The sequence below is a fragment of the Asticcacaulis sp. DW145 genome (genome assembly GCF_037101385.1).
Taxonomy (GTDB): Bacteria; Pseudomonadota; Alphaproteobacteria; order Caulobacterales; family Caulobacteraceae; genus Asticcacaulis; species Asticcacaulis currens.
Window position 1 is genome coordinate 564,647 of the sequence record NZ_AP029025.1, and the last position, 20,846, is coordinate 585,492.

Here is a 20,846-nt window from a genome sequence, read left to right on the forward strand (position 1 = left end):
CTATGCGGCGGATCGTTTCGCAATCAGATCTGGATAGGGAATACAGGTGGCAAAGTGCAGGAACGTGGTCATTGGTCTGGATGTCTCCGTTCCTCGCGGCCCTGCCCATAACGCTTGTCTGGTGGCTTTTTGACAGGTCGTCCGATATTGAGACGATCTGGAGACATTTTCTTTTCACCTCGGTGGTCATGATCATCGTGCTAGCGATGAATGTGTTTTCCGTATCGTGGAAAATGGCATTGGGAAGCGCGCTGGCTCAAAGCACGATCATAGCTCTGCTGTACGTGTTGTCTCCACATCTTCTCAAGCTACTGATGGCCGCGCGAGCTCTTTTTGCCTGAACCGACCGATTGCCGGGAAAGACAGCACCTCTAATGCTTTTATCGTTGACCTTGGCCCCGCTCATGCCATAAGAGCGCATCTTTAATTTTGCCGCCCGCGGTCTGCGCGGGCGGTTGTTTGTCTCTAACGGCGAACCGCGGAACGAACGCGATGTTCGGTAGCTGCCCTTCGCAACAGGTAAAATAGATCGATGCAAGTCGTTGAAAAACTGAATGAAGGTCTGTCGCGCGTCTATGAAGTGACCGTGGCCAAGGACGTCCTGGCCGCCAAGCTCGACGCCAAGATCAAGGACATCGCGCCCAAGATGCAGATCAAGGGCTTCCGTCCGGGCAAGGTGCCCGCGGCGCACGTTCGCAAGCTGTATGGCAAGGAACTGATGAGCGAAGTCCTTCAGGAGCAGCTCAACGAAACCTCGCAGGCCACGCTGGAGCAGCACAAGGTGCGCCCGGCCAGCCAGCCGGAACTGAACCCGATCGGCGACATCGACGCCGTGATCAAGGGTGAGGCCGATCTGGCCTATGAAATCTCGGTCGAGCAGATGCCGGAATTCGAGCCGGTCGATCCGGCGACCCTCGAACTGAAGCGTCCGGTCTATGAGCCGACCGAAGCCGAAGTGAACGAGCAACTCGAAAACATCCTCAAGCAAACCAAGTCGTATGAGCCCAAGGGCGGCAAGGCCCCCAAGGCGGCGGACGGCGACAAGCTGAAGATCGACTTCGTGGGCAAGATCGACGGCGAAGTCTTCGAAGGCGGCTCGATGGAAGGTGCTGAGCTGGTCATCGGTTCGGGCCAGTTCATTCCGGGCTTCGAAGAGCAACTGATCGGCGCCAAGAAGGGCGAAGAGCGCGTGCTGAACGTGACCTTCCCGGCCGATTACGGCGCGGCCAATCTGGCTGGCAAGGCGGCGACCTTTGAAACCACCGTGCACGAAATCTCGGCCCCCAAGGACGCCGTGGCCGACGATGAGTGGGCCAAGGGCCTTGGCCTCGAAGGTCTGGACGCGCTGAAGGACCTGCTGAAGGGCCAGTTGCAACAGCAATACGCTCAGGCCGCCCGCTTCAAGATGAAGCGCGCCCTGCTGGACATCCTCGACGAAAAGCACTCGTTCGAACTGCCGAAGAAGATGCTGGACGCCGAATTTGCCGGCATCTGGCAGCAGGTCGAGCAGGACAAGGCCGCCGGTCAATTGTCCGAAGAAGACGCCGCCAAGTCGGAAGACGAGCTGAAGGGCGAATATATGAAGATCGCCGAGCGCCGCGTGCGCCTCGGTCTGGTCCTCGCCGAAATCGGCACCAAGAACAATGTGCAGGTTTCCGAGCAAGAAGTGGCGCAGGCCATCGCCCGCGAAGCCCGCAACTTCCCCGGTCAGGAGCGTCAGGTGTTCGAGTTCTATCGTCAGAACCCCGCCGCTGCCGCTCAGATCCGCGCCCCGATCTATGAAGAAAAGGTCGTCGATCACATCTTCGCCATCGCCAAGGTGAGCGAAGAGCCGATCAGCAAGGAAGACCTGCTGGCCGACGAAGAGGACTGATCCCGTTTCGACGGTATGGCCTGAATAAGAAAAGCGCAGGAGAAGGCTCTCCTGCGCTTTTTTGTGGGCGCGCCGTCTGGATCTGCTATGCAGGGCTGTCATTTTTTTAGGGGGGAAGGCCATGCGCCGTTTTCTGATCGCTGTCACACTGTTTTTCACCGCCACCGGGCTGGCGCCTTCGGTCATGGCTCAGGAAGCCGCCACGCCGGAAAAGATCGCGCTGGTGAAGCGTTACTACGCTCTTGTAAAGCTCGATAAGATGTTTGAGCAGATGTTCGACCGCATGGGGCCGGCGATGATCGAGCAGATCAAGGCGCGCGATCCCAATGTGAGCGAGGAACAGACCCGGCTTTTTCTCAAAGTGAGCGGCGAGGCCACGACGCAGTATCTGAATAAAATGATGGATCGCTCAGCCACTGTCTATGCCGAGGTCTATACTCTGGACGAACTGAAATATATGGTGTCGTTTTACGAAGACCCGCGTGGCAAGGCCATGATTGAAAAAATGCCGCTGGTCATGGAAAAGGCGTCGCAAATCGCGGTCAGCCTGATGCCGGAATTTCAGGACGATCTGATGAAGCGCATGTGCGAAGTTACGGGCTGCAAGGCACCCAAGGCGACGAAGCCCAAGGCGTAACGTTTCTCCACTTGAAAACGCGCGGGCAAATTGCCAATTTAAACGGGACGGGGACTGCGCACACCTTCGGTTAATCAAATCAGCCTTAGATGCGGTCTCATAACCCATAACGCTTTAGGGACTTCCATGCGCGATCCAGTCGAAAACCTGACCAGCTACCTGATCCCCACGGTCATCGAGCAATCGAGCCGCGGTGAGCGCGCCTACGACATCTATTCGCGGATGCTGAAGGAACGCATCATCTTCCTCACCGGCCCGTTCGAAGACGGCATGGCCACCTCGATCTGCGCCCAGTTGCTGTTCCTTGAATCGGAAAACCCGAAGAAGGAAATCTCCATGTATATCAACAGCCCCGGCGGTCAGGTGACCTCGGCGCTGGCGATCTACGACACCATGCAGTACATCAAATCGCCGGTCACCACCGTGTGCATGGGCATGGCCGCTTCGGCGGGCTCGCTGATCCTTCAGGCCGGTGAAGCCGGTCAGCGTATCTCGCTGCCCAATTCCAAGATCATGGTGCACCAGCCGTCCGGCGGGGCGCGCGGCATGGCTTCGGACATCGAAATCCAGGCCGAAGACATCCGCAAGACCAAGAAGCTGCTCAACGAAATCTACGTCAAGCACACGGGTCAGCCCTATGACGTGATCGAGCGCACGCTGGACCGCGACCGCTATATGACGGCCGCCGAAGCGAAAGAGTTCGGCCTGATCGACCACGTTTATGAGAAGCGTACCGATCCGGTCAGCAACGCCTAAACAGGCTTTTGCTTGAACCGTCTGTAGTGACCATTCCGGGCGGCCTTGAGCATCTCAAGGTCGCCCGCTGTGTCTCCATAGGCGGCTTCGAGGTCCAGCGCCGCACCATAAACCTCACGCAGGCGACGCATCTTTTCTTCGCTGCGGCAGTTCAGACCGTCCAGATGCGGCGTCAAACGGTCCTGAGCATCGAACCCCAGCCGCGTGCCGATGGTGCGCTCAGCCCTCAGTTTTTTGCCGAACTCCCCCACCAGCATTTCGGGGGAGGCGGTGACGATCACCCGTTCGGCCCGCTGTCCCACTTCGACCCAGGTGCGCAGGGCGTCCGGCCGGAACAGGCGATCACCCATCGCTTCGGCAAAGGCGGTAAAGCGCGCTTGCAGATCGCCCCGGCGGACTGGCCCCATCAGATGAAACAGCAGGTGCGATTTCAGCGCGCCCCGGTCACGGGTGCGCAGATAATCCGTCAGCATGTAGGGGTGGCGCACAAAGGCGAGGGCCAGCCGGGCATGGCCGCACTGCCACGCCAGAAAGGCGGTAAAGCTGTCTTTACAGGTAAGGGTGCCGTCGAAATCGAAGGCGTGGACGGGGAGGGGCATGGCTGACAATCCGGTTCCCTCTCCCCATATAGGCAACAGGGTTCGCAAAAAAGCCCCTTAACCATAGCTTGCGGGGCCGGGGTGGTTGAGGGCTGGTCTAATCTGTGCATAGATGGCGAAAGCGGTGTGGGTCTGGCCCAAAATCGTACCGGAATGACCTTTTCTTAAGGGTCAAAGGTGCATAGTATCGGTTGAATAGTGCCTTGGCATTTTCTCTTTTCAGGGAAAGCGCCAGCGCAAATGAAGGTGAGAAGCGCTTATGACGAAAGCCGCCAGTGGCGACAGCAAGAGCACCCTCTACTGCTCCTTCTGCGGAAAGAGCCAGCACGAGGTGCGCAAACTCATTGCCGGTCCGACCGTTTTCATCTGCGATGAATGCGTCGAACTGTGCATGGACATTATCCGTGAAGAGCACAAGATCGCCTTCGTGAAGTCCAAGGACGGCGTCCCCACGCCGAAGGAAATCCGCGAAGTCCTCGACGATTACGTCATCGGTCAGGCCCAGGCCAAGAAGGTCCTGTCGGTCGCCGTGCACAATCACTACAAGCGCCTGAACCACGCGGCCAAGGGCAATGACGTGGAACTGGCCAAGTCGAACATCCTGCTGATCGGGCCGACCGGTTCGGGGAAGACCCTGCTGGCGCAGACCCTGGCCCGCATCATCGACGTGCCGTTTACGATGGCCGACGCGACCACCCTGACCGAAGCCGGTTATGTCGGTGAAGACGTCGAAAACATCATCCTGAAACTGCTTCAGGCCGCCGACTACAATGTCGAACGCGCTCAGCGCGGCATCGTCTATATCGACGAAGTGGACAAGATTTCGCGCAAGTCTGACAACCCCTCCATCACCCGCGACGTGTCGGGTGAAGGCGTGCAGCAGGCCCTGCTCAAGATCATGGAAGGCACGGTCGCCTCCGTGCCGCCGCAGGGCGGGCGCAAGCATCCGCAGCAGGAATTTCTGCAGGTCGATACGACGAACATCCTGTTCATCTGCGGCGGTGCTTTCGCGGGTCTGGAAAAGATCATTTCCGGCCGTGGCAAGGGCACCTCGATCGGTTTTGGCGCCACCGTCAAAGACCCCGAAGAACGCCGTCTGGGTGAAGTCCTGCATCAGGTCGAACCCGATGACCTGATGAAGTTCGGCCTGATCCCGGAATTTATCGGTCGTCTGCCGGTTCTGGCGACGCTCGAGGATCTCGACGAGGCGACCCTAGTCAAGATCCTGACCGAGCCGAAGAACGCGCTGGTCAAGCAGTATGCGCGCCTATTCGAGATGGAAAACGTCACCCTGACCTTCACGGAAGAGGCCCTGTTTGCCGTCGCCAAGAAGGCCATTGTGCGCAAGACCGGCGCACGCGGTCTGCGCTCGATCCTCGAAGGCATCCTGCTCGACACCATGTACGAACTGCCCAACATGCAGGGCGTCGAAGAGGTGGTCATCAATGCCGAGGTGGTCGAAGAACGCGCTCAGCCGCTGCTGATCTACGCGGAAAAGCGTGGCGGCGGCGCGGCTTAAGTCTGATGTGAGAGGCCGGTTCGGTTCGGCTCACGAGACATTAAAAAAGCGGCACCGGAAACGGCGCCGCTTTTTTTTACGCAAAAATGCATTTTTTCGCCCCCTGACTGTGAACCAGCGCGTCTTAGGAAGCGTATGTTTACCCCTAAATTTTGTAACGTTGTTATTGCGCCGTTAACGACTCCGTCTCAATCTGTGGATAATGCGTACAAAGTGGCGACGGGAGGGTCGGCCGTGCTTTTCAATAAAACTCACAAAACAAACAGCCGGGGCAGCGGCGTGACGGCAGAAAACGTCCTCAAGGCCGTGGAAACGTCCATGGCGGTCATTGAGTTCAAACCGGACGGCACCATTATCCGTGCCAATGACGGCTTCCTCTCCGTTGTCGGCTATGCGCTGAACGAGGTTGCCGCGCATCACCACAGCATGTTTGTCGAAGCCGACTATGCGAAGTCTCAGGATTACCGTCAGTTTTGGGAGTCGCTGCGGGCGGGCAAGCCTCAGAAGGGCGAGTTCAGGCGCCTCAACAAGGCCGGGCGTCAGGTGTGGCTCGAAGCCAGCTATTGCCCGGTGTTTGACGATAGCGGGCGGGTAGTGTCGGTGACGAAGTTTGCCTTCGACATTACCGAAAAAAAGAACGAGGTGACGCGTCTTCTGACCATGATCGACGGGATGCCGGTCGCGGTTATGACGGTCGATCCCAAAAACGACTTCAAGATCAATTATCTCAACGAAACCTCAAAAAAGACGCTCAAATCCATCGAGCCGTTCCTGCCGATCAAGGTCGATCAGATGCTGGGTTCATCGGTGGACGTGTTCCATAAAAATCCCGAACACCAGCGTCGTATGCTGACCACCGACGCCATGCTGCCCTTTTCGACCAAGATCAAGATCGGCCCGGAAGTGCTGCGGCTTCAAATCACAGCTATCAAGGACTCCTTTGGGGCCTATATCGGCCCCATGCTGACCTGGGCGGTGATCACGGCGCAGGAAACGGTCGCCAGTGAGGTATCGAGCGTGGCGGAGGCCCTTCTGGCTTCGTCCCTGTCGATGACCGGTTCCTCTCAGGGCCTGCGCGATGCGGCCGAAAACGCCAGTCAGCAGGCCGCTTCGGCGGCCGCCGGCGCGGAACAGATGTCAGGTGCCATCCACGAAATCGTCTCGCAGGTGACGCGGGTGTCGGACCGGGCGTCGGAGATCGCCTCTCAGGCGCAGTCCATGGACGACCGCGTCAAGGCGCTGGCGGACAACGCGGGCAAGGTGGACTCGGTGGTCGCCCTGATCAAGGATATTGCCGCCCAGACCAATCTGCTGGCGCTCAACGCCACCATCGAAGCGGCGCGCGCGGGCGAGGCGGGCCGAGGCTTCGCCGTCGTGGCTTCCGAAGTCAAGGCTCTGGCCTCGCAGACCAGCAAGGCGACGGACGAAATCACCCAGCAGGTGCTGGCTATCCAGTCTTCGAGCCATGAGGCGGTAAAGTCGGTCGAAGAAATTTCCAACGCCGTGGCCGAACTGTCAGGTCTGACCACCTCGATGGCGGGGGCGATGGAGGAGCAGGCGGCAACGACGCAGCAAATGACGAGCAATATCAGCAATGTCTCGCATTCGGCCACGGAAACGGGCACTCTGGCGACGGCTGTGCAGGAAACCGCCTCTGGCCTGTCGGGCCACGCCGAGCGGATGCGCGGCAGTATCGAGGGCCTGCTGAAGGCGGGTTAAAGCGCCCTTTTCCAAAGTAAATAATATAGTCTGACAAATATCGCTTGCCGGATGACCGACGCCTTTGTTAGCATGGAGGTCACACGTGGCGACCCTGTCCGGCACCTGCGCTTTCGCGCCTGTGATCTGAAAGCCTCTGCCCGCTTGTCGGGAGGGAGCGGGTGCGCCCGTATCTGAGGATAAGCGGGCGCAAGGAGGCCACGGGTGCGGTTGAAAAGCATGGGTCAGGCGGCGTCGGTCGCTGTGTTCGCCTCAGTGTTTATAGCTATAGGGTCGTGTGAGGCTCTGGCGATTGAGCGTGACCTCTCGCAGGGATGGCGCTTTCACGCCGGTGATACCCCCGATGGCGCGCAAAGCGATACGCCCGATAGTCGGTGGAAAACGGTCGCCGTGCCGCACGACTGGGCCATCATGGACAAGGCGGACGGGCAGCCGCCGTTTGATGCGCACGCCGTGGCGGGGCAGGATTCGGGCTATCTGCCGGGCGGAGTGGGCTGGTACAGGCGGCATATCCGGCTCGACGCCACGGAGGCGCAAAAGGTCGTGCGTCTCACCTTTGAAGCGATCTATATGGATGCCGAAATCTGGCTCAATGGCGAGCCTGTGGCGCGTCACCCCTATGGCTACACGGCCTTTACGCTCGATCTTACGGGGAAGCTGCGCACGGGCGATAATGTGATTGCCGTGCGCTTTGATCACAAGGACCCGTCGTCGCGCTGGTACGCCGGGTCAGGGATTATCCGCCCGGTCAAGCTGGAACTTCTCGACTGCGCTCATATTGTGCCGGACAGCGTCTTCGTCGCCACGCCGCAGGTCTCTGCACAAACGGCCACGGTCTCGGTGCAGTCGCGGGTCTCGGACTGCGCCGCCTCAAAAGGCGCGGTAGAGAGGGTGTGGACCCTGCGCGACCCGACCGGAAAGATCGTGGCGCAAGCGACGCGCAAGGGCACCGCTGACGTCCGGGATCAGAGCCTGAGTGTGGCCACGCCCCGCCTGTGGTCGCCGGAAACGCCCCACCTCTATACGCTGGTGGAGGAGTTGAAAGTGAATGGCGTCACTGTGGACGAAAGACGCACGCGCTTCGGCATCCGCAGCGTGACGATGGACGCGGTCAACGGGCTGCGGATCAATGGCAAGCCCTACAAGCTGAAGGGCGGCAATATCCACCACGACAACTATATGCTGGGGGCCGCCGGCTGGCCGGATGCCGACCGGCGCAAGGTCGCCCTGATGAAGGCCGCGGGCTATAACGCCATCCGCAGCGCCCACAATCCGGCCAGTCAGGCCACGCTTGAGGCCGCGGACGAATTGGGGATGCTGGTCATCAATGAGGCTTTCGACAGCTGGAACCGCTCCAAGCGCGATCAGGACTATGCGCGCTTTTTCGCCGACAACTGGCGCTCGGATATCGACAGTCTGGTGCTCAGCGGGCGCAATCACCCCAGCGTCATCCTGTGGAGCATCGGCAACGAAATCCCGGAGCAGGGTACGCCGCTGGGGGTGGACACGGGTAAGGCGCTGGTCGCCCGTATCCGCGCCCTCGATCCGTCGCGCGCGGTGACGCAAGGGGTGAATGCCGACCCGCCCTTCAGCGATGCGCAGTTCGCTGTGCTCGACGTGGCGGGCTACAATTATCGCGTCAACCGTTTTGACCCCGACCATAAGGCCTTCCCCGATCGCGTGATGTACACTTCGGAATCGACGCCCAAGGACGCCTTTGACTATTGGCGCGCGGTGGAAACCAAGCCCTGGGTCATCGGCGACTTCGTGTGGACCGCCGTGGACTATCTGGGGGAAACGGGCATCGGCTGGATGGGCTACAGTCAGGACTGGCAACAACTGGGGCCCTATCCGTGGCATCTGGCCTATTGCGGCGAAATCGACGCCACGGGCCGCAAGCGTCCGGCGGCCTATTACCGCGAAGTGCTGTGGAGGACCGGCAAGACGCCGGTGTCGATGTTTGTGCGTCAGCCGGAGGGCACCGAAGACCTGCCCGACCGGCAGTATTTCCCGACTACACCGCCGCATCTGGACTGGTCGCTGGAAGACATCCACCCCAACTGGACGTGGCCCGGTCAGGAGGGTAAGCCGCTGGAGGTGGTGGTATTCTCGGAATGGCCGGAGGTCGAGCTGTTCCTCAATGGCCGCAGTCTGGGGCGCAAGGCCGTGTCGGTCGAGACGCAATACCGCGCCAGCTTTAAGGTGAGATACGCACCGGGGCGGCTGGTGGCCGTCGGGTATCGTAACGGGCGAAAGGCGGCGCAATGGGAGCTGCGCACCTCAGAGGCGCCGGTTCAGGCGAAGGTGGTAGCCGAGCGCCGCCCCCTGCGGGCCAACGGTCAGGACCTCGCCTATGTGACGGTTGAACTGTTCGATGCGCAGGGGACGCCGATTTACACGCAGGCTTCGGATCGTCAGGTCACGGTGCGGGTGTCGGGGGCGGGGACGCTGGCCGGTTTCGGCAATGGTAATCCCCGCGACGCCAGCAGCCTTCAGTCGGGCATACGTCGCACCTTCCACGGGCGCGCCGTCGCCGTGGTGCGTGCGGGAACAGAGGCCGGTCCGGTCTGGCTTGACGTTCAGGTCGAGGGACTCGCGCCGCAGCGTGTGGGGCTGCAAGCGGTCAAGCCCTGAGGCTTCACAGCCTCTTTTGCGGCCCGGCGCTCAGACGTCCTGACGCAGGAGGGCGATCCGGACCCTGCGGTTCGACCACATGGCGTGCAGCAGGATGGCGCCCAGTGCGCTGGCGCTGGTCACCAGACTGGCCTGCACAAAGGGCAGGGGTGTCAGCGTCACGTGGGCGGCAAAGGTCTCCAGCCACTGTTGCAGGACCAGCCCGGCCAGCGGCCAGGCGGCGATATTGGCGATCAGCAACGGCAACAGAAACGGCCGGATACGGTAGAGCAAAAGATCGCCGAAATGCGCCCCCAGCGCCTTGCGGATCGCCAGTTCGCGGCTCTGATGGCGGGTCAGAAACACGCACAGTCCCATCAGGCCCAAAGCGGACAGCAGGATGGCCACCCCGGCGACGAGGCGGCTGACCGCCACCTGCTGATGCAGATCGTGATACTGGGAGCGCAGATAGTCGCGGAAACCTTGCCGTTCTATGGGCTCCGTGCCCCCCGTATGCCGCAGCCAGATCTGATCAATCTGTCTCAGGGTTTCGGCTTCGTTGCTGGGTTTCACCCGGATGCTGAAGTGCGTGAAAAACCGGTCGAAGCCGTCAATCATCATGGGCGGCGTAGCGTAGTGGACGGTGGAGAAACGGATGTCGGGGACCACGCCGATAATCCGCGACTGCATATGGGTGCGGTCGGTTTCGTATCCGAGCACGTGCCCCAGGGCTTCGCGTGGGGAGGCAAAGCCCAGCGCCCGCACTGCCGTTTCGTTGATCAGTATGTCCTTCGGCGCGACCACCTCGGAAAAGGTGTGGTCCAGATTGCGTCCGGCGCGCAGCGGGATGCCATAGACGCCCAGAAATTCGGGAGAAACAGAGGTGCGGGTAAAGGACAGAAGCCGCCCGTCCTTCCCCCTGACCAGTGCCGGACGCACGAAGTTGGAGGTCGGGGCCCCGAAGGCCTGAGCGACGCTGTCTACGCCCTTTAATTGCCTGATCTCGTTCAGAAAGGCGCGATTGATCCACGGATTGTCGCTGAGATCGACGATGGCGACGTGCTGACCATCAAAGCCCGGTGCGCTGTCGAGGGCATAGTCCCACTGACGCGACACGACCTGAGCGGCGATCAGCAGGCTGATGACGAGGGTGAACTGCGCGATCACCCAGCCCTGCCACCTCTGCGGCGGCCGGGTGCGCATCCGGGCCCGGCGCACCGGCGACGGGGCGGTGACAATGATTGCGGGCAGCAAGGCCGACAGGAGAGCCAGCGCGACGGTCAGCAGCAGCATGAGCCCCATCAGACCCGGCGGCGCGCTCCATAGTCTGAGGTCTAGATTGAGGCTGTGATTCAGGTGCGGCAGCAGTCGCTCGGTCAGGGCCAGGGCCAGCAAAAGGCTGAGGAGGTGCACGATCAGGCTTTCGCGGAGCACGGTGGCCAGCAGATGCGCCCGACCCGCCCCCAGCGCCGACAGCAGCCCCATTTCCGCGCCGCGCTCATCGGTTTCCGCCAGCACAAGCCCGGCATAGTTGGCGCAGGCGATCAGCAGGATGACAACGGCCACCAGCGCCAGCGCCAGAAGCGTATCCACATGGCCGCGCGCCTTCATCTGAAGATCGCCGCGTTCGTGCAGATGCAGGTCTTTCAGCGCGATAAGCTCATAACTGACCGGAATATTGTTCGGTCCCTGCCAGTTCTGATGCGTCAGCCGCGTCAGTTGTCTTGCCACCGCCTCAGGCCCCACATCGGATCGCAGTTTCACATAGGTGTAGCAGATGCTCCACAGATAGGTGGGGTTGGCGTCATGCAGGGACAGGACGCTGTAGGGATAGCCCCCCGAAACGAAGAGCTCGCGATCCAGATGGGTATTGGCTGGAAAGTCCCTGAGGATGGCCGTGACGCGCAGGCGGCGGTTGTCGCGCGTCGTCAGGCTGCGCCCCAGTGGGTTCTGATCCCCGAAATAGGCTCTGGCCATGCGCTGCGTCATAACGATGCTGTCGCGGGCGCGCAACGCGGTCTTCAGATCCCCGGCGACTGCGGGCAGATCAAGCACCTCGAACAGGTTGGGGTCGGCCCAGAAAAAGCGCTCGCGCGCGATGCGGCGCGGGGTGGATAGCGGCCATTCGACCGGGGACAGGCGCGTCACCTGCCGGGCTTCGGCCATGTCCGCGCGCATCCAGCGGGCGACGCCGGCGGGGGTGATGTCGCTGCCGACCAGCGGCTTGTTTTCCAGCCCGTACAGCGCCGACACCAGATAGACGCGGTCAGAGCCGCGGATAAAGCGGTCGAAGCTCAGTTCGCTGTGGATAAACAGGCCGACGATCAGGGTCAGGGTCAGGGCCAGGCCGGTCCCTGCCATCATCAGGGCATAGACACCCCAGCGCCGCGCCACGCTGCGAAACAGGAGACCAAAGTCGTGCCGCGCATTCTTCATGCGAGGCGACGGGTCGAAAGGTGGATGCGGCCATCGTGCATTTCGACCACCCGTCCGGCGCGGTCGGCCTGACTGGGGGCGTGGGTGACGATGACGAGGGTCGTCCCCCGGCTGTTGAGTTCGGTCAGAATGCCCAGAACCTGAGCGGCGTTCTGAGAGTCGAGACTGCCGGTCGGTTCGTCCGCCAGCACGATCTGCGGGTCGCCGACAATGGCGCGGGCAATGGCGCAGCGCTGTTGCTGCCCGCCGGACAATTCACGCGGCAGGTGGTCGGCGCGGTGGGCCAGCCCCACCCTGTCCATGGCGCTCAGCACCCGCTCGTGTTCATTTTTGACGGGTTCGCGCCGGTAGCGCAGGCCCAGACGGATATTTTCAAACACGGTCAGGTGGTCGATCAGGTTGAAGTTCTGAAAGACGAAGCCGATGCGCGACGCCCGCAACTGTGCCCGTTCGCGGCCCGACATGTCGGAGACGGATGTGCCGTCAAAGCGATAGACGCCCCGGCTGGGGCTTTCCAGCGTGCCGATAATGTTGAGGAGGGTGGACTTGCCGCTGCCCGAAGGGCCGACAATGGCGACGAACTCCCCGGCCTCTATCGACAGGCTGACGCCGCTCAGCGCGCTCACCGGGCGGCCATTATCGGCGTAGGTATGATGGATGTCATCAAGCTGGATCAGCGGCATGGGGCTATCCGGTGACCGGGAAGGTGAAGGCAAACACCGTAGAGGCGGACGGGTCTTCGATCAAACCGAGATTACCGCCATGCGCCAGAGCGATTTGTCGGGCCAGATTGAGACCCGTGCCTGACCCGTGCGGTTTGGTCGTGGTGAAGGTCATGAACAGACCGGCCCGCACCGTTTCGGCTATGCCCTGACCATTGTCGGCGATGCGGATGACGACATCGTGGGCCGTGTGGGAGACGCTCACCCGGATAAGACGCAGGCCGGTATTGGCCTCGGTGGCTTCGACCGCGTTGGTGAGTATGTTGATCAGCGCCTGCCCCACCTGGGCTTCGTCAAGCGCCACCCACGGCACATCCTCGGCGATCTCCCTGTCGAACCGCACCTCGTTCAGGGCCGGATTGCGGGTGAAGAAGCTCAGCACGTCCTCGACCAGACGCCCCGGATGCACGGGCTGCACCTGCGGTGGTGGCAACCGCGCTAGGCTGCGATAGGCCTCGATAAAGCGCGTCAGGCTGGCTGACCGGCGCGACAGGGTGGACAGGGCTTCGCGGGCCTTGTCGGCGGCTTCGTTCTGCATCGGACTGAGGTAGTCATGCGCAATGTCCGCCAGGGACGATATGGGCGTCAGCGAGTTCATGATTTCATGGCCCAGCACCTGAAGCGTATCGCGCAGCGTGGCGGCTTCGGCGCGATGCAGTTCCGACTGCACATCCGTGAGGGTGGCCAGCCGGAACGGGCCGTCCTGGGTCTGAACCTCGGTGACGGTCAGGGCGTAGCGCCGCCCGAACAGGTCCAGTCGCGGCTCATTCGGGGGCGTCAGGGCGGCCAGCAGAGCGTCCCGACCGCGCACAATGGCGTCATCGGTCTCAAACAGGGTGCGGGCGGCGCGATTGACAGCCTGAGGCATGCCGCCGGGGACCAGGCTGATCAGGGGCAGGGGTATCTGATCCAGAAAGACGTGCACCGGATCGGCGGCGCCATTGACAGACGAGGCAATCGGCGCTGCCACCGAGCGTCTTTGCGCGCTCATCAGACCGGCGAACAGGATCGTGCCGATCAGCATCCCTATGGCCGCATTGGCCCACAGCGCCTTCATCAGCGCATCGCAGGTGAAGGCGGCGCTGAGGATGAGGGCCACAAGGGCGAGCGCCCGCAACGGTCGCGACTCAAAGGCCATGTTTGGCCATCCGGCGATAAAGGGAAGGGCGCGTCAGCCCCAGATCGGCAGCGGCCGCCGAAACGTTGAAATTATGCCGGTTAAGCGCATCTTCGATCAGTCGTTTCTCCGATTGCGCCAGATTGCCTTTCGGCAGGTCCGCGCTCAGACCGGGACGGTCGTGCAGGTGCAGGTCGGCGGTGGTCAGGGTGGGGTTGTCCGAAAGGATGAGCGCGCGCTCGATCACCTGCTTCAGCGCGTGGACATTATCGGCCCAGGCTTCGGCCTGAAGGCTGGCGCGGGCCTCGGCAGACAGGGTGCGCGGGCTGAAACCATGCAACTGACAGGTGGTCAGGATAAAATGTTCCGCCAGAGGCACAATGTCTTCGACCCGTTCGCGCAGGGGGACGAGGGCGATATCCATGGTGCTGAGGGCATATAGCAGACCGCGGTCCAGCCCGATTTCGGCGCGGGGGCGCGTGCTGGTCGAAAGGACGCGGCAGTTGGAACGCGGGGCGCGGTGCAGATAGCCGAGCAGGGCCGGGATGCTCTTGTCCGGCAGGCGGTCGATGTTTTCGAGGATCAGGGTGCGGTTGGGGGTATCGTCCAGATCGTCGGGCGACAGGGTGGCGCATTCCACTACGCTGAGGGTGGACCGGCGCGACTGATGATGCAGGACCGTGGCCGCCAGAGACTTGCCCGTCCCCGTCTCCCCCGTAAACAGGACGGGGATGGTCAGGGCGGCGCAGCGGTCCATGGCCGCCATGATGCGGCGCATGGGTTCGGACAGGCCGATCAAGACCGGGGGGCGGGCGGCGACAAGCGTATCCGTGCGTCGGGCCGCGAGGGTCGCTTCCACCGTCGCCAGCAGGCGGTCATTGTTCCACGGCTTCATCACGAAGTCACGGGCCCCGGCGCGCAGGGCCTGAACAGCGATCTGAAGCCCGCTGTGACCGGTCACGACGATGACACTCAGGGTGGGGGCGTGACGCAGCATGTCCCCCAGACAGTCAAGGCCTTCCTGACCGGAGGTCTGGGACTTGGAGAAGTTCAGATCGAGAAGCACCAGATCGACCGGCGTGGTCGCCACAAGGCTGAGGGCGCTGACCGGCGACGCGGCCTCCAGATAGGTGTACCCCGCCCGACGGAACAGAAGTTCGGCCGTCTTGCGCACATCCGGATCGTCGTCAACAAACAGAAGGGTCGGGGCGGGCTTGGTCATGTACGCTTTCGGACAGGGCGGTCAATATTGCGGACACTTTGTGAGTGTCCGTGAAAAACGTCAACTAATACCGTCTGTTATATGTGGTTTGAGCGTCTGGTAAACTGTGCAGACGCACACCGCTGATTCGGCCGGGTAGCGCCCGAAACCCGCAGGTGTCAAAAAACGAGCAGCGAAACATAATTCTGAGTTCCTGAGTGATCTCTCTATGTTAGTCTGACAATAACACAAAAAATCCGCTCCGTATGCGTCAAACATGCGGCCAAGGATAACGGAACAGGGGAGATGGTGGATGAAGCTCAAAGCGACCTTGGTGGGGGCGTGCGCCCTGTTATCGGCTGTGGCCGGTGGGGCGTTCGCGCAGGCCCCGGCGGGGCAGTTGCGCGTGCCCGACTCGCATCTCTATGTCGGTGCCAATTATCAGCCGGTGGACCGCACGCCCGTGCAGATTCATCAGGACATTGCGCGCATGAAGGCCGCCGGTTTCACCGTGGTACGCATGGGGGATCTGTCGTGGGATTATTTCCAGCCAGCCGAGGGCGTCTTCACCTTTGAGGCCTTCGATGCGGTTCTGGAGGAGATGCATCGCAACGGCATCAAGGTGATTGTCGATATTCCGGGCCAGCCGGCCCCCATGTGGCTGCACAAGGCCTATCCGGGGGTCGATCTTGTCACACAGAACGGCACGCGCCTTTATGCGGCCGAGCGCTATATGGATAATACCAGCGATCCTGACTATCTGAGGCTGGTCGCCGCGTTGGCCGAGGCCATGACCAAACGGTATGGTCACCACCCGGCGGTCATTGCCTTCGGCTACAATAACGAAATCGGCAATGGCTTCATGTCCTATTCCGAGGCCGATAAGACGCGTTTTGTGGCGTGGCTGCAAAAGAAGTACGGCTCTCTGGACACTCTGAACAAGGCCTGGGCGACGCAGCGCTGGTCACGCACCCTCACCGCATGGGATCAGGTGGAAATCCCTTATGGGGATGGGCCGGGTCCGTTTGAGCGCTATCTGGATCTGCGCCGGTACTGGTCAGACGCGACGATCAACGTCCTGATGATCCTCGAAAACGCCCGGCGCAGGAACGCGCCGGACAAGCCGGTCATTTCCAACCTCTGGGACAGCAGCGATCGCAAGGGGTTCGACTATCTGTCCACCTACAAACAGTACGTCTCGCACGGGTCGCACGGCTATTATAATGGCGATGCTATCGGTGGCGCTTTCGAAACCCTGATGATGCGCGGTGCCCTGCCGACACCGAGCTGGTTTTCCGAGTTTCAGGCGGGCGGCGGTGGCTATTACGGCACCAAAGGCCGGTCGCGCATGTGGGGCTATTTCGGCCTCTTGAATGGGGCGCAAGGCATGCTGGCCTGGACGTTCAACACGCATCTGGGGGGTGAGGAGCAGGCCTTGTTTGGCCTGATTGATCACGACGACACCCCGTCGTGGAAGCTGGACGAATGGGCCACCATGGCCAAAGAGTTCAAAACGCTTGAAAAACTGGGCTTCCCCCGCGAACTGAAGCCGCAGGTCGCCGTCGCCTATTCGTTCGAGGCCAGGACCGCTTCGAGCCCCAAAAGCGGGTCGAATACCGTCGCCCAGTACCTGACCACGCCCTATATGGTTCAGGCGCACAATGCCTTTGCGCCGGTCTATAACGACAATATCGACATCGCTGTGATCAATGTCGGCAAGGAGGATCTCAGCCGCTACAAGATGGTCGTGGTGCCGGGCCTCTACCTGATGGACAAGGCCTCGGCGGACAATATCCGTAGCTATGTACGCAACGGTGGCACGGTCATCATGACCGCCATGTCCGCCAAGGTCAATGAGACCAATCAATGGTTTAACACGCCTTTGCCGGGCTATCTGTCAGATGTCTTCGGGGTGAAAACGCGCGAATTCTACCGCAGGGACGCCGCTTTGAGCGGCCAGATCGGGGCGGCGTCGATCAACACCACCATTCACTTCTATGAGGTGCTGGAACCGACCACCGCCACGGTTCTGGGCCGTTTTTCCAATGTCGAGGGAACGCCCCCGGTGGCCACGATAAACACCTATGGAAAGGGGCAGGCCATTTATGTCGCAACACCCGCTCAGCCGTCGGTGCTGCAACCCTTATACCGCAGCCTCTATGGCCGATTGGGGATCACGCCGGGACCCTCGACCCCTGAAGGCGTCTATGCGCGGGTGGTGAACGGACGCACCCTGTACGTGAACGCGTCCTACGGTCCGAAAGATATCCGTATTGAAGGCACGAAAACGGGATTACTTTCCGGGAAGACGTGGTCGGGCACTCTGCATCTGGAGGCCGACGGCGTGGAAATTTTGCAATAGCTCGCCCCGCGCAGCTCCCACCTTCGCGAGTACCCCACACAGATTTTACGGTTTCCTGTCTCCGGAAACGCGACCAATGAGGTAGATCATGGCCAAAGCCATTTCCCGTCGTTACCTGACCACCCTGACCGCCTGTGCCCTGATGGCGGCCGCCACCCCGGTGACGGCCAAACCGACGGCCCCACGCAATGTCGTCCTCGACGTCCGTCAGGCCACGCAGCCGCTTGACCGCTTCTATGATCTGTCGGTCGGGGCCGACTATCCGGGCACGACGATCCGTGAAGCGAATCTGGCACAACTGGAAATCGCCGCAAAGGAACTGGGGTTCCGCTATATCCGCTTCCACGACATCTTTCACGATGAGCTGGGCACGGTGAAGAGGGTCGATGACAAGCTGGTCTATGACTGGACCAAGATCGACTATCTGTACGACCGCCTGCTGAAGATGAAGATCAAGCCCTTCGTCGAGCTGGGTTTTACGCCGTCGGCGCTGAAGACCTCGGATCAGACCATCTTCTACTGGAAGGGCAATACCTCGCCGCCACGCCTCGATCTGTGGAAGCAACTGGTGCACGATTTCACAAAGCACCTGATCGACCGCTATGGTATCGAAGAGGTGCGTAGCTGGTATTTCGAAGTGTGGAACGAACCCAATCTCGACGGCTTCTTCCAGTATGCCGATCAGGAGCAGTATTTCGCCCTTTATGGCGTCACGGCCCGCACGCTGAAAGCTATTGACCCGCAATTGCGCGTCGGCGGCCCCTCTACCGCCGGGGCGGCCTGGGTGCCGGAGTTGCTGGCCTACGCCAAGGCGACGAACACGCCCGTCGATTTCGCCACCACCCACACCTATGGCGTCGATTACGGCTATCTCGACGAAGAGGGCAAGATGGACCTTCAGTTGTCGAAGAAGCCGGATGCCATCATCGCCGACGTCAAAAAGGTGCGCGCCGAGATCGAGGCCTCGCACCTGCCCGGCCTGCCGCTGATCTTCACCGAATGGAGCACCAGCTATAACCCGCGCGACTTAAGCCACGATTCCTACGTCGCTGCGCCCTACATCCTCAGCAAGCTGAAAGCGACGCAGGGCGTGGCGCAGGGCATGAGCTACTGGGTCTATTCGGACCTGTTCGAGGAACCCGGCCCGCCCAACGCCCCCTTCCACGGCGGTTTTGGCCTGATGACCCGTGAAGGCATCCGCAAGGCTTCGTGGTTTGCCTATAAGTATCTCAATACCCTGAACGGTAAGGAAATTCCTGTGTCTGACGCGCAGGTGTGGGCGGCCTATGACGGCAAGGGGGCGTCGGCGGTTATCTGGGACTTCCAGTTGCCGGACCAGCAGGGCCGGAGTAACAAGACCTTCTTCTCGAAGCTGGTCCCCAATACCGGATCGGCCCCGGTCAGCCTGCAATTGACGGGCCTGAAACCCGGTACCTACCGCCTGACGGTTCAGCGCACGGGCTATAAGAAGAATGACGCCTACTCCGCCTATATAGAGCTGGGCGCGCCGGACAATCTGACGCCCGCGCAGATCGCGAAGATGCAGGCCCTGACGGCCGATACGCCAGAAATCGACCGCAAGGTAACGGTGGGATCAAACGGCACGGCGTCGCTTAAGCTGCCTATGTCGAGCAATGATGTCGTTCTGGTGAAGGTGGTACCGACGCATTAATCGGATTGTGCGTGAACCGGTCTTCACGGGCCGGTTCACGGCTGATCCTGAGCCGTCAGTCTTCGGCCGGTGTCGCCGCCGCGGCCTCGACCTGCCGCAGGGTGGCCCGCAGCAATTCCCGCATCAGCGCTTCGGCGCCGGCGGCATCCGCCTGAGCGATGCAGGTCATGATCTGCTCCTGAAACGAAGCGGTCAGCGGGCCGGGGCTGACGTGCGAAAATTCCATGTGTAGCGCCGTGCTGATCAGGGCCAGCAGGCGCGTGAAAAAGGCATTCCCCGATTCCAGCACGATCGTCTGATGGAACTGGATGGCGGCATTGAGCCTGTCTTCTGATTGCGGGGGGCTCGATAAAAGGGTCGTCAGGTGTGATTGTAGTGACTGGATGACGCGGGCATCCCCGCGCGCCGCCGTCAGCCCGGCGGCGACAGGTTCCACGGCAAGACGCATCTGGATAAATTCCCGGAAGGTCTCCAGCGAAAAGGGGCGTTTGCGCAGCCAGTAGCTGATCTCCGGATCGAGCAGGTTCCAGGCCGCCAACGGCTGAATACGGTCGGCCCGCTGGCGCATACTGATCAGGCCCTTGCCCATCAGCATACGGATCGCCTCGCGGATCACCGTGCGGCTGGCCCCATAGCGCTGACTTAGCTCGGCTTCGTTGGGCAGGCCCGTACCATCGAAATCCCCAGCGACAATGGCTTCACCGAGCAGGCGGTGAACATGCACGGCCATCTTGGCGCCCGTCTCGATAACTTCAGTCATTGCGCCCTCAACTCGTACCGCATCCATTCGGCCTACACATTACCGCATTCACTGTGCACTTTAAAGCATAATGGCGCGATTATAATACTTTGCGCCAGCAACCGGGCAGGGCGGACCATTTGTCCGAAATCGTACATACCGGACATATGCCATCAAATTTTGAGTAAGGTTGGAAATAATGTCAATTTTATCAGTTGGTTAGGATTGGTCTCCGGGCGCGCTATACTCTTTGAAAAACGGGACGAAACAGGTCCTCACAAGGTCAGGGAGTTGAGTATGCGCAGAGCCGGTATGGCCGCCATCACGATGAGCGTCGATCCGCAGGCGAGGGAGGCGGGCGAAACGGCGGCAATCTGTGACTTTGCCGGTTCGGACCTGCGATACGGTTCCCCTCATCTGTGGGTGAATGAGGGGCGCGCTTTCATCTCATTCCGCGTGGATAACCCCACGGACGACCCTCTGACAGAATTTGTACAGATATTTGCCCTGACAGGCCAAGAAGAGGCGCACCTGATCGGATGGGAAGGATGCCGTGTACCGGCGGCCGGCCATCGCTACATCCAGTTCTATGTCGAGTCTGTGCGGGGAGGGCCGCTGAGTGACGGCGCGTTCGACCCTGCTCGCGTGCGCGAGGTGCAGATCCGCAGCCTGTCTCAGGTTCGGGCCCGTCGGGACTGTGGCGAGGGCTTTGAGCTGATAAAAAGCCCTCGCTGAACAGGGAGATAAGGTTCAGCGAGGGAAAAGTGACCTCGTCCAGCGCGGGAAGAGGCTTGATGCTCAGTGCAGTGCCAAAACCAGTTGGCTAAAAAGTAATATACTCATACAAAAAGAGGCGCAAGTGATTTTTTCATATTTTCACC

16 protein-coding genes are annotated in these 20,846 nt (G+C 61.0%); 10 read left to right on the forward strand and 6 right to left on the reverse strand.

Annotated features, from left to right (window positions below):
• Positions 1-2: 2 nt before the first annotated feature.
• The 4 genes from AACH73_RS13805 (at position 3) to AACH73_RS13820 (ending at position 3,266) form a co-directional block, all read left to right on the forward strand.
• Positions 3-341 carry a hypothetical protein gene (locus tag AACH73_RS13805; protein ID WP_272741670.1) on the forward strand — a complete coding sequence of 113 codons (339 nt, stop codon included), beginning with the start codon at positions 3-5 and terminating at the stop codon, positions 339-341.
• Between the two features lie 191 nt (positions 342-532).
• Positions 533-1,873 (forward strand): trigger factor, encoded by a 1,341-nt coding sequence (tig, locus tag AACH73_RS13810; RefSeq protein WP_272741671.1) that lies wholly within the window; start codon positions 533-535, stop codon positions 1,871-1,873.
• A gap of 121 nt (positions 1,874-1,994) precedes the next feature.
• On the forward strand, positions 1,995-2,510 hold the full coding sequence (locus tag AACH73_RS13815) for a DUF2059 domain-containing protein (protein ID WP_338736320.1): 516 nt from the start codon (positions 1,995-1,997) through the stop codon (positions 2,508-2,510).
• Positions 2,511-2,636: 126 nt separating this feature from the next.
• Positions 2,637-3,266 (forward strand): ATP-dependent Clp protease proteolytic subunit, encoded by a 630-nt coding sequence (locus AACH73_RS13820; protein ID WP_013480178.1) that lies wholly within the window; start codon positions 2,637-2,639, stop codon positions 3,264-3,266.
• Here AACH73_RS13820 and AACH73_RS13825 read toward each other — a convergent pair.
• Positions 3,263-3,865, reverse strand: coding sequence for an HAD-IB family phosphatase (locus tag AACH73_RS13825; RefSeq protein WP_338736321.1), 603 nt, complete (start codon positions 3,863-3,865; stop codon positions 3,263-3,265). The genes AACH73_RS13820 and AACH73_RS13825 overlap by 4 nt on opposite strands.
• Positions 3,866-4,124: 259 nt before the next feature.
• Here AACH73_RS13825 and clpX point away from each other — a divergent pair, with 259 nt between their 5' ends.
• The 3 genes from clpX (at position 4,125) to AACH73_RS13840 (ending at position 9,737) form a co-directional block, all read left to right on the forward strand.
• Entirely contained in the window at positions 4,125-5,384 is a 1,260-nt protein-coding gene (gene clpX, locus AACH73_RS13830; RefSeq protein WP_272741674.1) for an ATP-dependent Clp protease ATP-binding subunit ClpX, read from the forward strand.
• 279 nt (positions 5,385-5,663) lie between these two features.
• Entirely contained in the window at positions 5,664-7,103 is a 1,440-nt protein-coding gene (locus AACH73_RS13835) for a PAS domain-containing methyl-accepting chemotaxis protein (RefSeq protein ID WP_338736322.1), read from the forward strand.
• Between the two features lie 204 nt (positions 7,104-7,307).
• The gene (locus AACH73_RS13840; RefSeq protein WP_338736323.1) at positions 7,308-9,737 is read left to right on the forward strand and encodes a glycoside hydrolase family 2 TIM barrel-domain containing protein; all 2,430 of its coding nucleotides are present in this window, start codon (positions 7,308-7,310) and stop codon (positions 9,735-9,737) included.
• Between the two features lie 30 nt (positions 9,738-9,767).
• Here the strand turns inward: AACH73_RS13840 and AACH73_RS13845 are convergent, their stop codons facing one another.
• The 4 genes from AACH73_RS13845 to AACH73_RS13860 are packed head-to-tail and all read right to left on the reverse strand — an operon-like array spanning position 9,768 to position 15,213.
• Complete coding sequence (locus AACH73_RS13845; protein WP_338736324.1) at positions 9,768-12,152, reverse strand: ABC transporter permease; 2,385 nt, start codon at positions 12,150-12,152, stop codon at positions 9,768-9,770.
• Entirely contained in the window at positions 12,149-12,835 is a 687-nt protein-coding gene (locus AACH73_RS13850; protein ID WP_272741678.1) for an ABC transporter ATP-binding protein, read from the reverse strand. The genes AACH73_RS13845 and AACH73_RS13850 overlap by 4 nt, the downstream gene beginning before the upstream one ends.
• 4 nt (positions 12,836-12,839) lie before the next feature.
• On the reverse strand, positions 12,840-14,012 hold the full coding sequence (locus AACH73_RS13855; protein WP_338736325.1) for a HAMP domain-containing sensor histidine kinase: 1,173 nt from the start codon (positions 14,010-14,012) through the stop codon (positions 12,840-12,842).
• The gene (locus tag AACH73_RS13860; protein ID WP_338736326.1) at positions 14,002-15,213 is read right to left on the reverse strand and encodes a response regulator; all 1,212 of its coding nucleotides are present in this window, start codon (positions 15,211-15,213) and stop codon (positions 14,002-14,004) included. Before AACH73_RS13860 ends, AACH73_RS13855 begins: the two co-directional genes overlap by 11 nt.
• 292 nt (positions 15,214-15,505) lie before the next feature.
• Here AACH73_RS13860 and AACH73_RS13865 point away from each other — a divergent pair, with 292 nt between their 5' ends.
• Both AACH73_RS13865 and AACH73_RS13870 read left to right on the forward strand, forming a co-directional pair.
• Positions 15,506-17,554: a beta-galactosidase gene (locus AACH73_RS13865; protein ID WP_338736327.1), complete on the forward strand. Its 2,049-nt coding sequence runs from the start codon at positions 15,506-15,508 to the stop codon at positions 17,552-17,554.
• Between the two features lie 142 nt (positions 17,555-17,696).
• Entirely contained in the window at positions 17,697-19,226 is a 1,530-nt protein-coding gene (locus tag AACH73_RS13870; protein WP_338736355.1) for a beta-xylosidase, read from the forward strand.
• 55 nt (positions 19,227-19,281) lie between these two features.
• Here AACH73_RS13870 and AACH73_RS13875 read toward each other — a convergent pair whose 3' ends face one another.
• A complete protein-coding gene (locus AACH73_RS13875; RefSeq protein WP_272741682.1) occupies positions 19,282-19,986 on the reverse strand; it encodes an FCD domain-containing protein in 705 nt (234 codons plus the stop codon).
• A gap of 291 nt (positions 19,987-20,277) precedes the next feature.
• Here AACH73_RS13875 and AACH73_RS13880 point away from each other — a divergent pair, with 291 nt between their 5' ends.
• Entirely contained in the window at positions 20,278-20,700 is a 423-nt protein-coding gene (locus tag AACH73_RS13880; protein WP_272741683.1) for a hypothetical protein, read from the forward strand.
• The last annotated feature ends 146 nt before the right edge of the window (positions 20,701-20,846 follow it).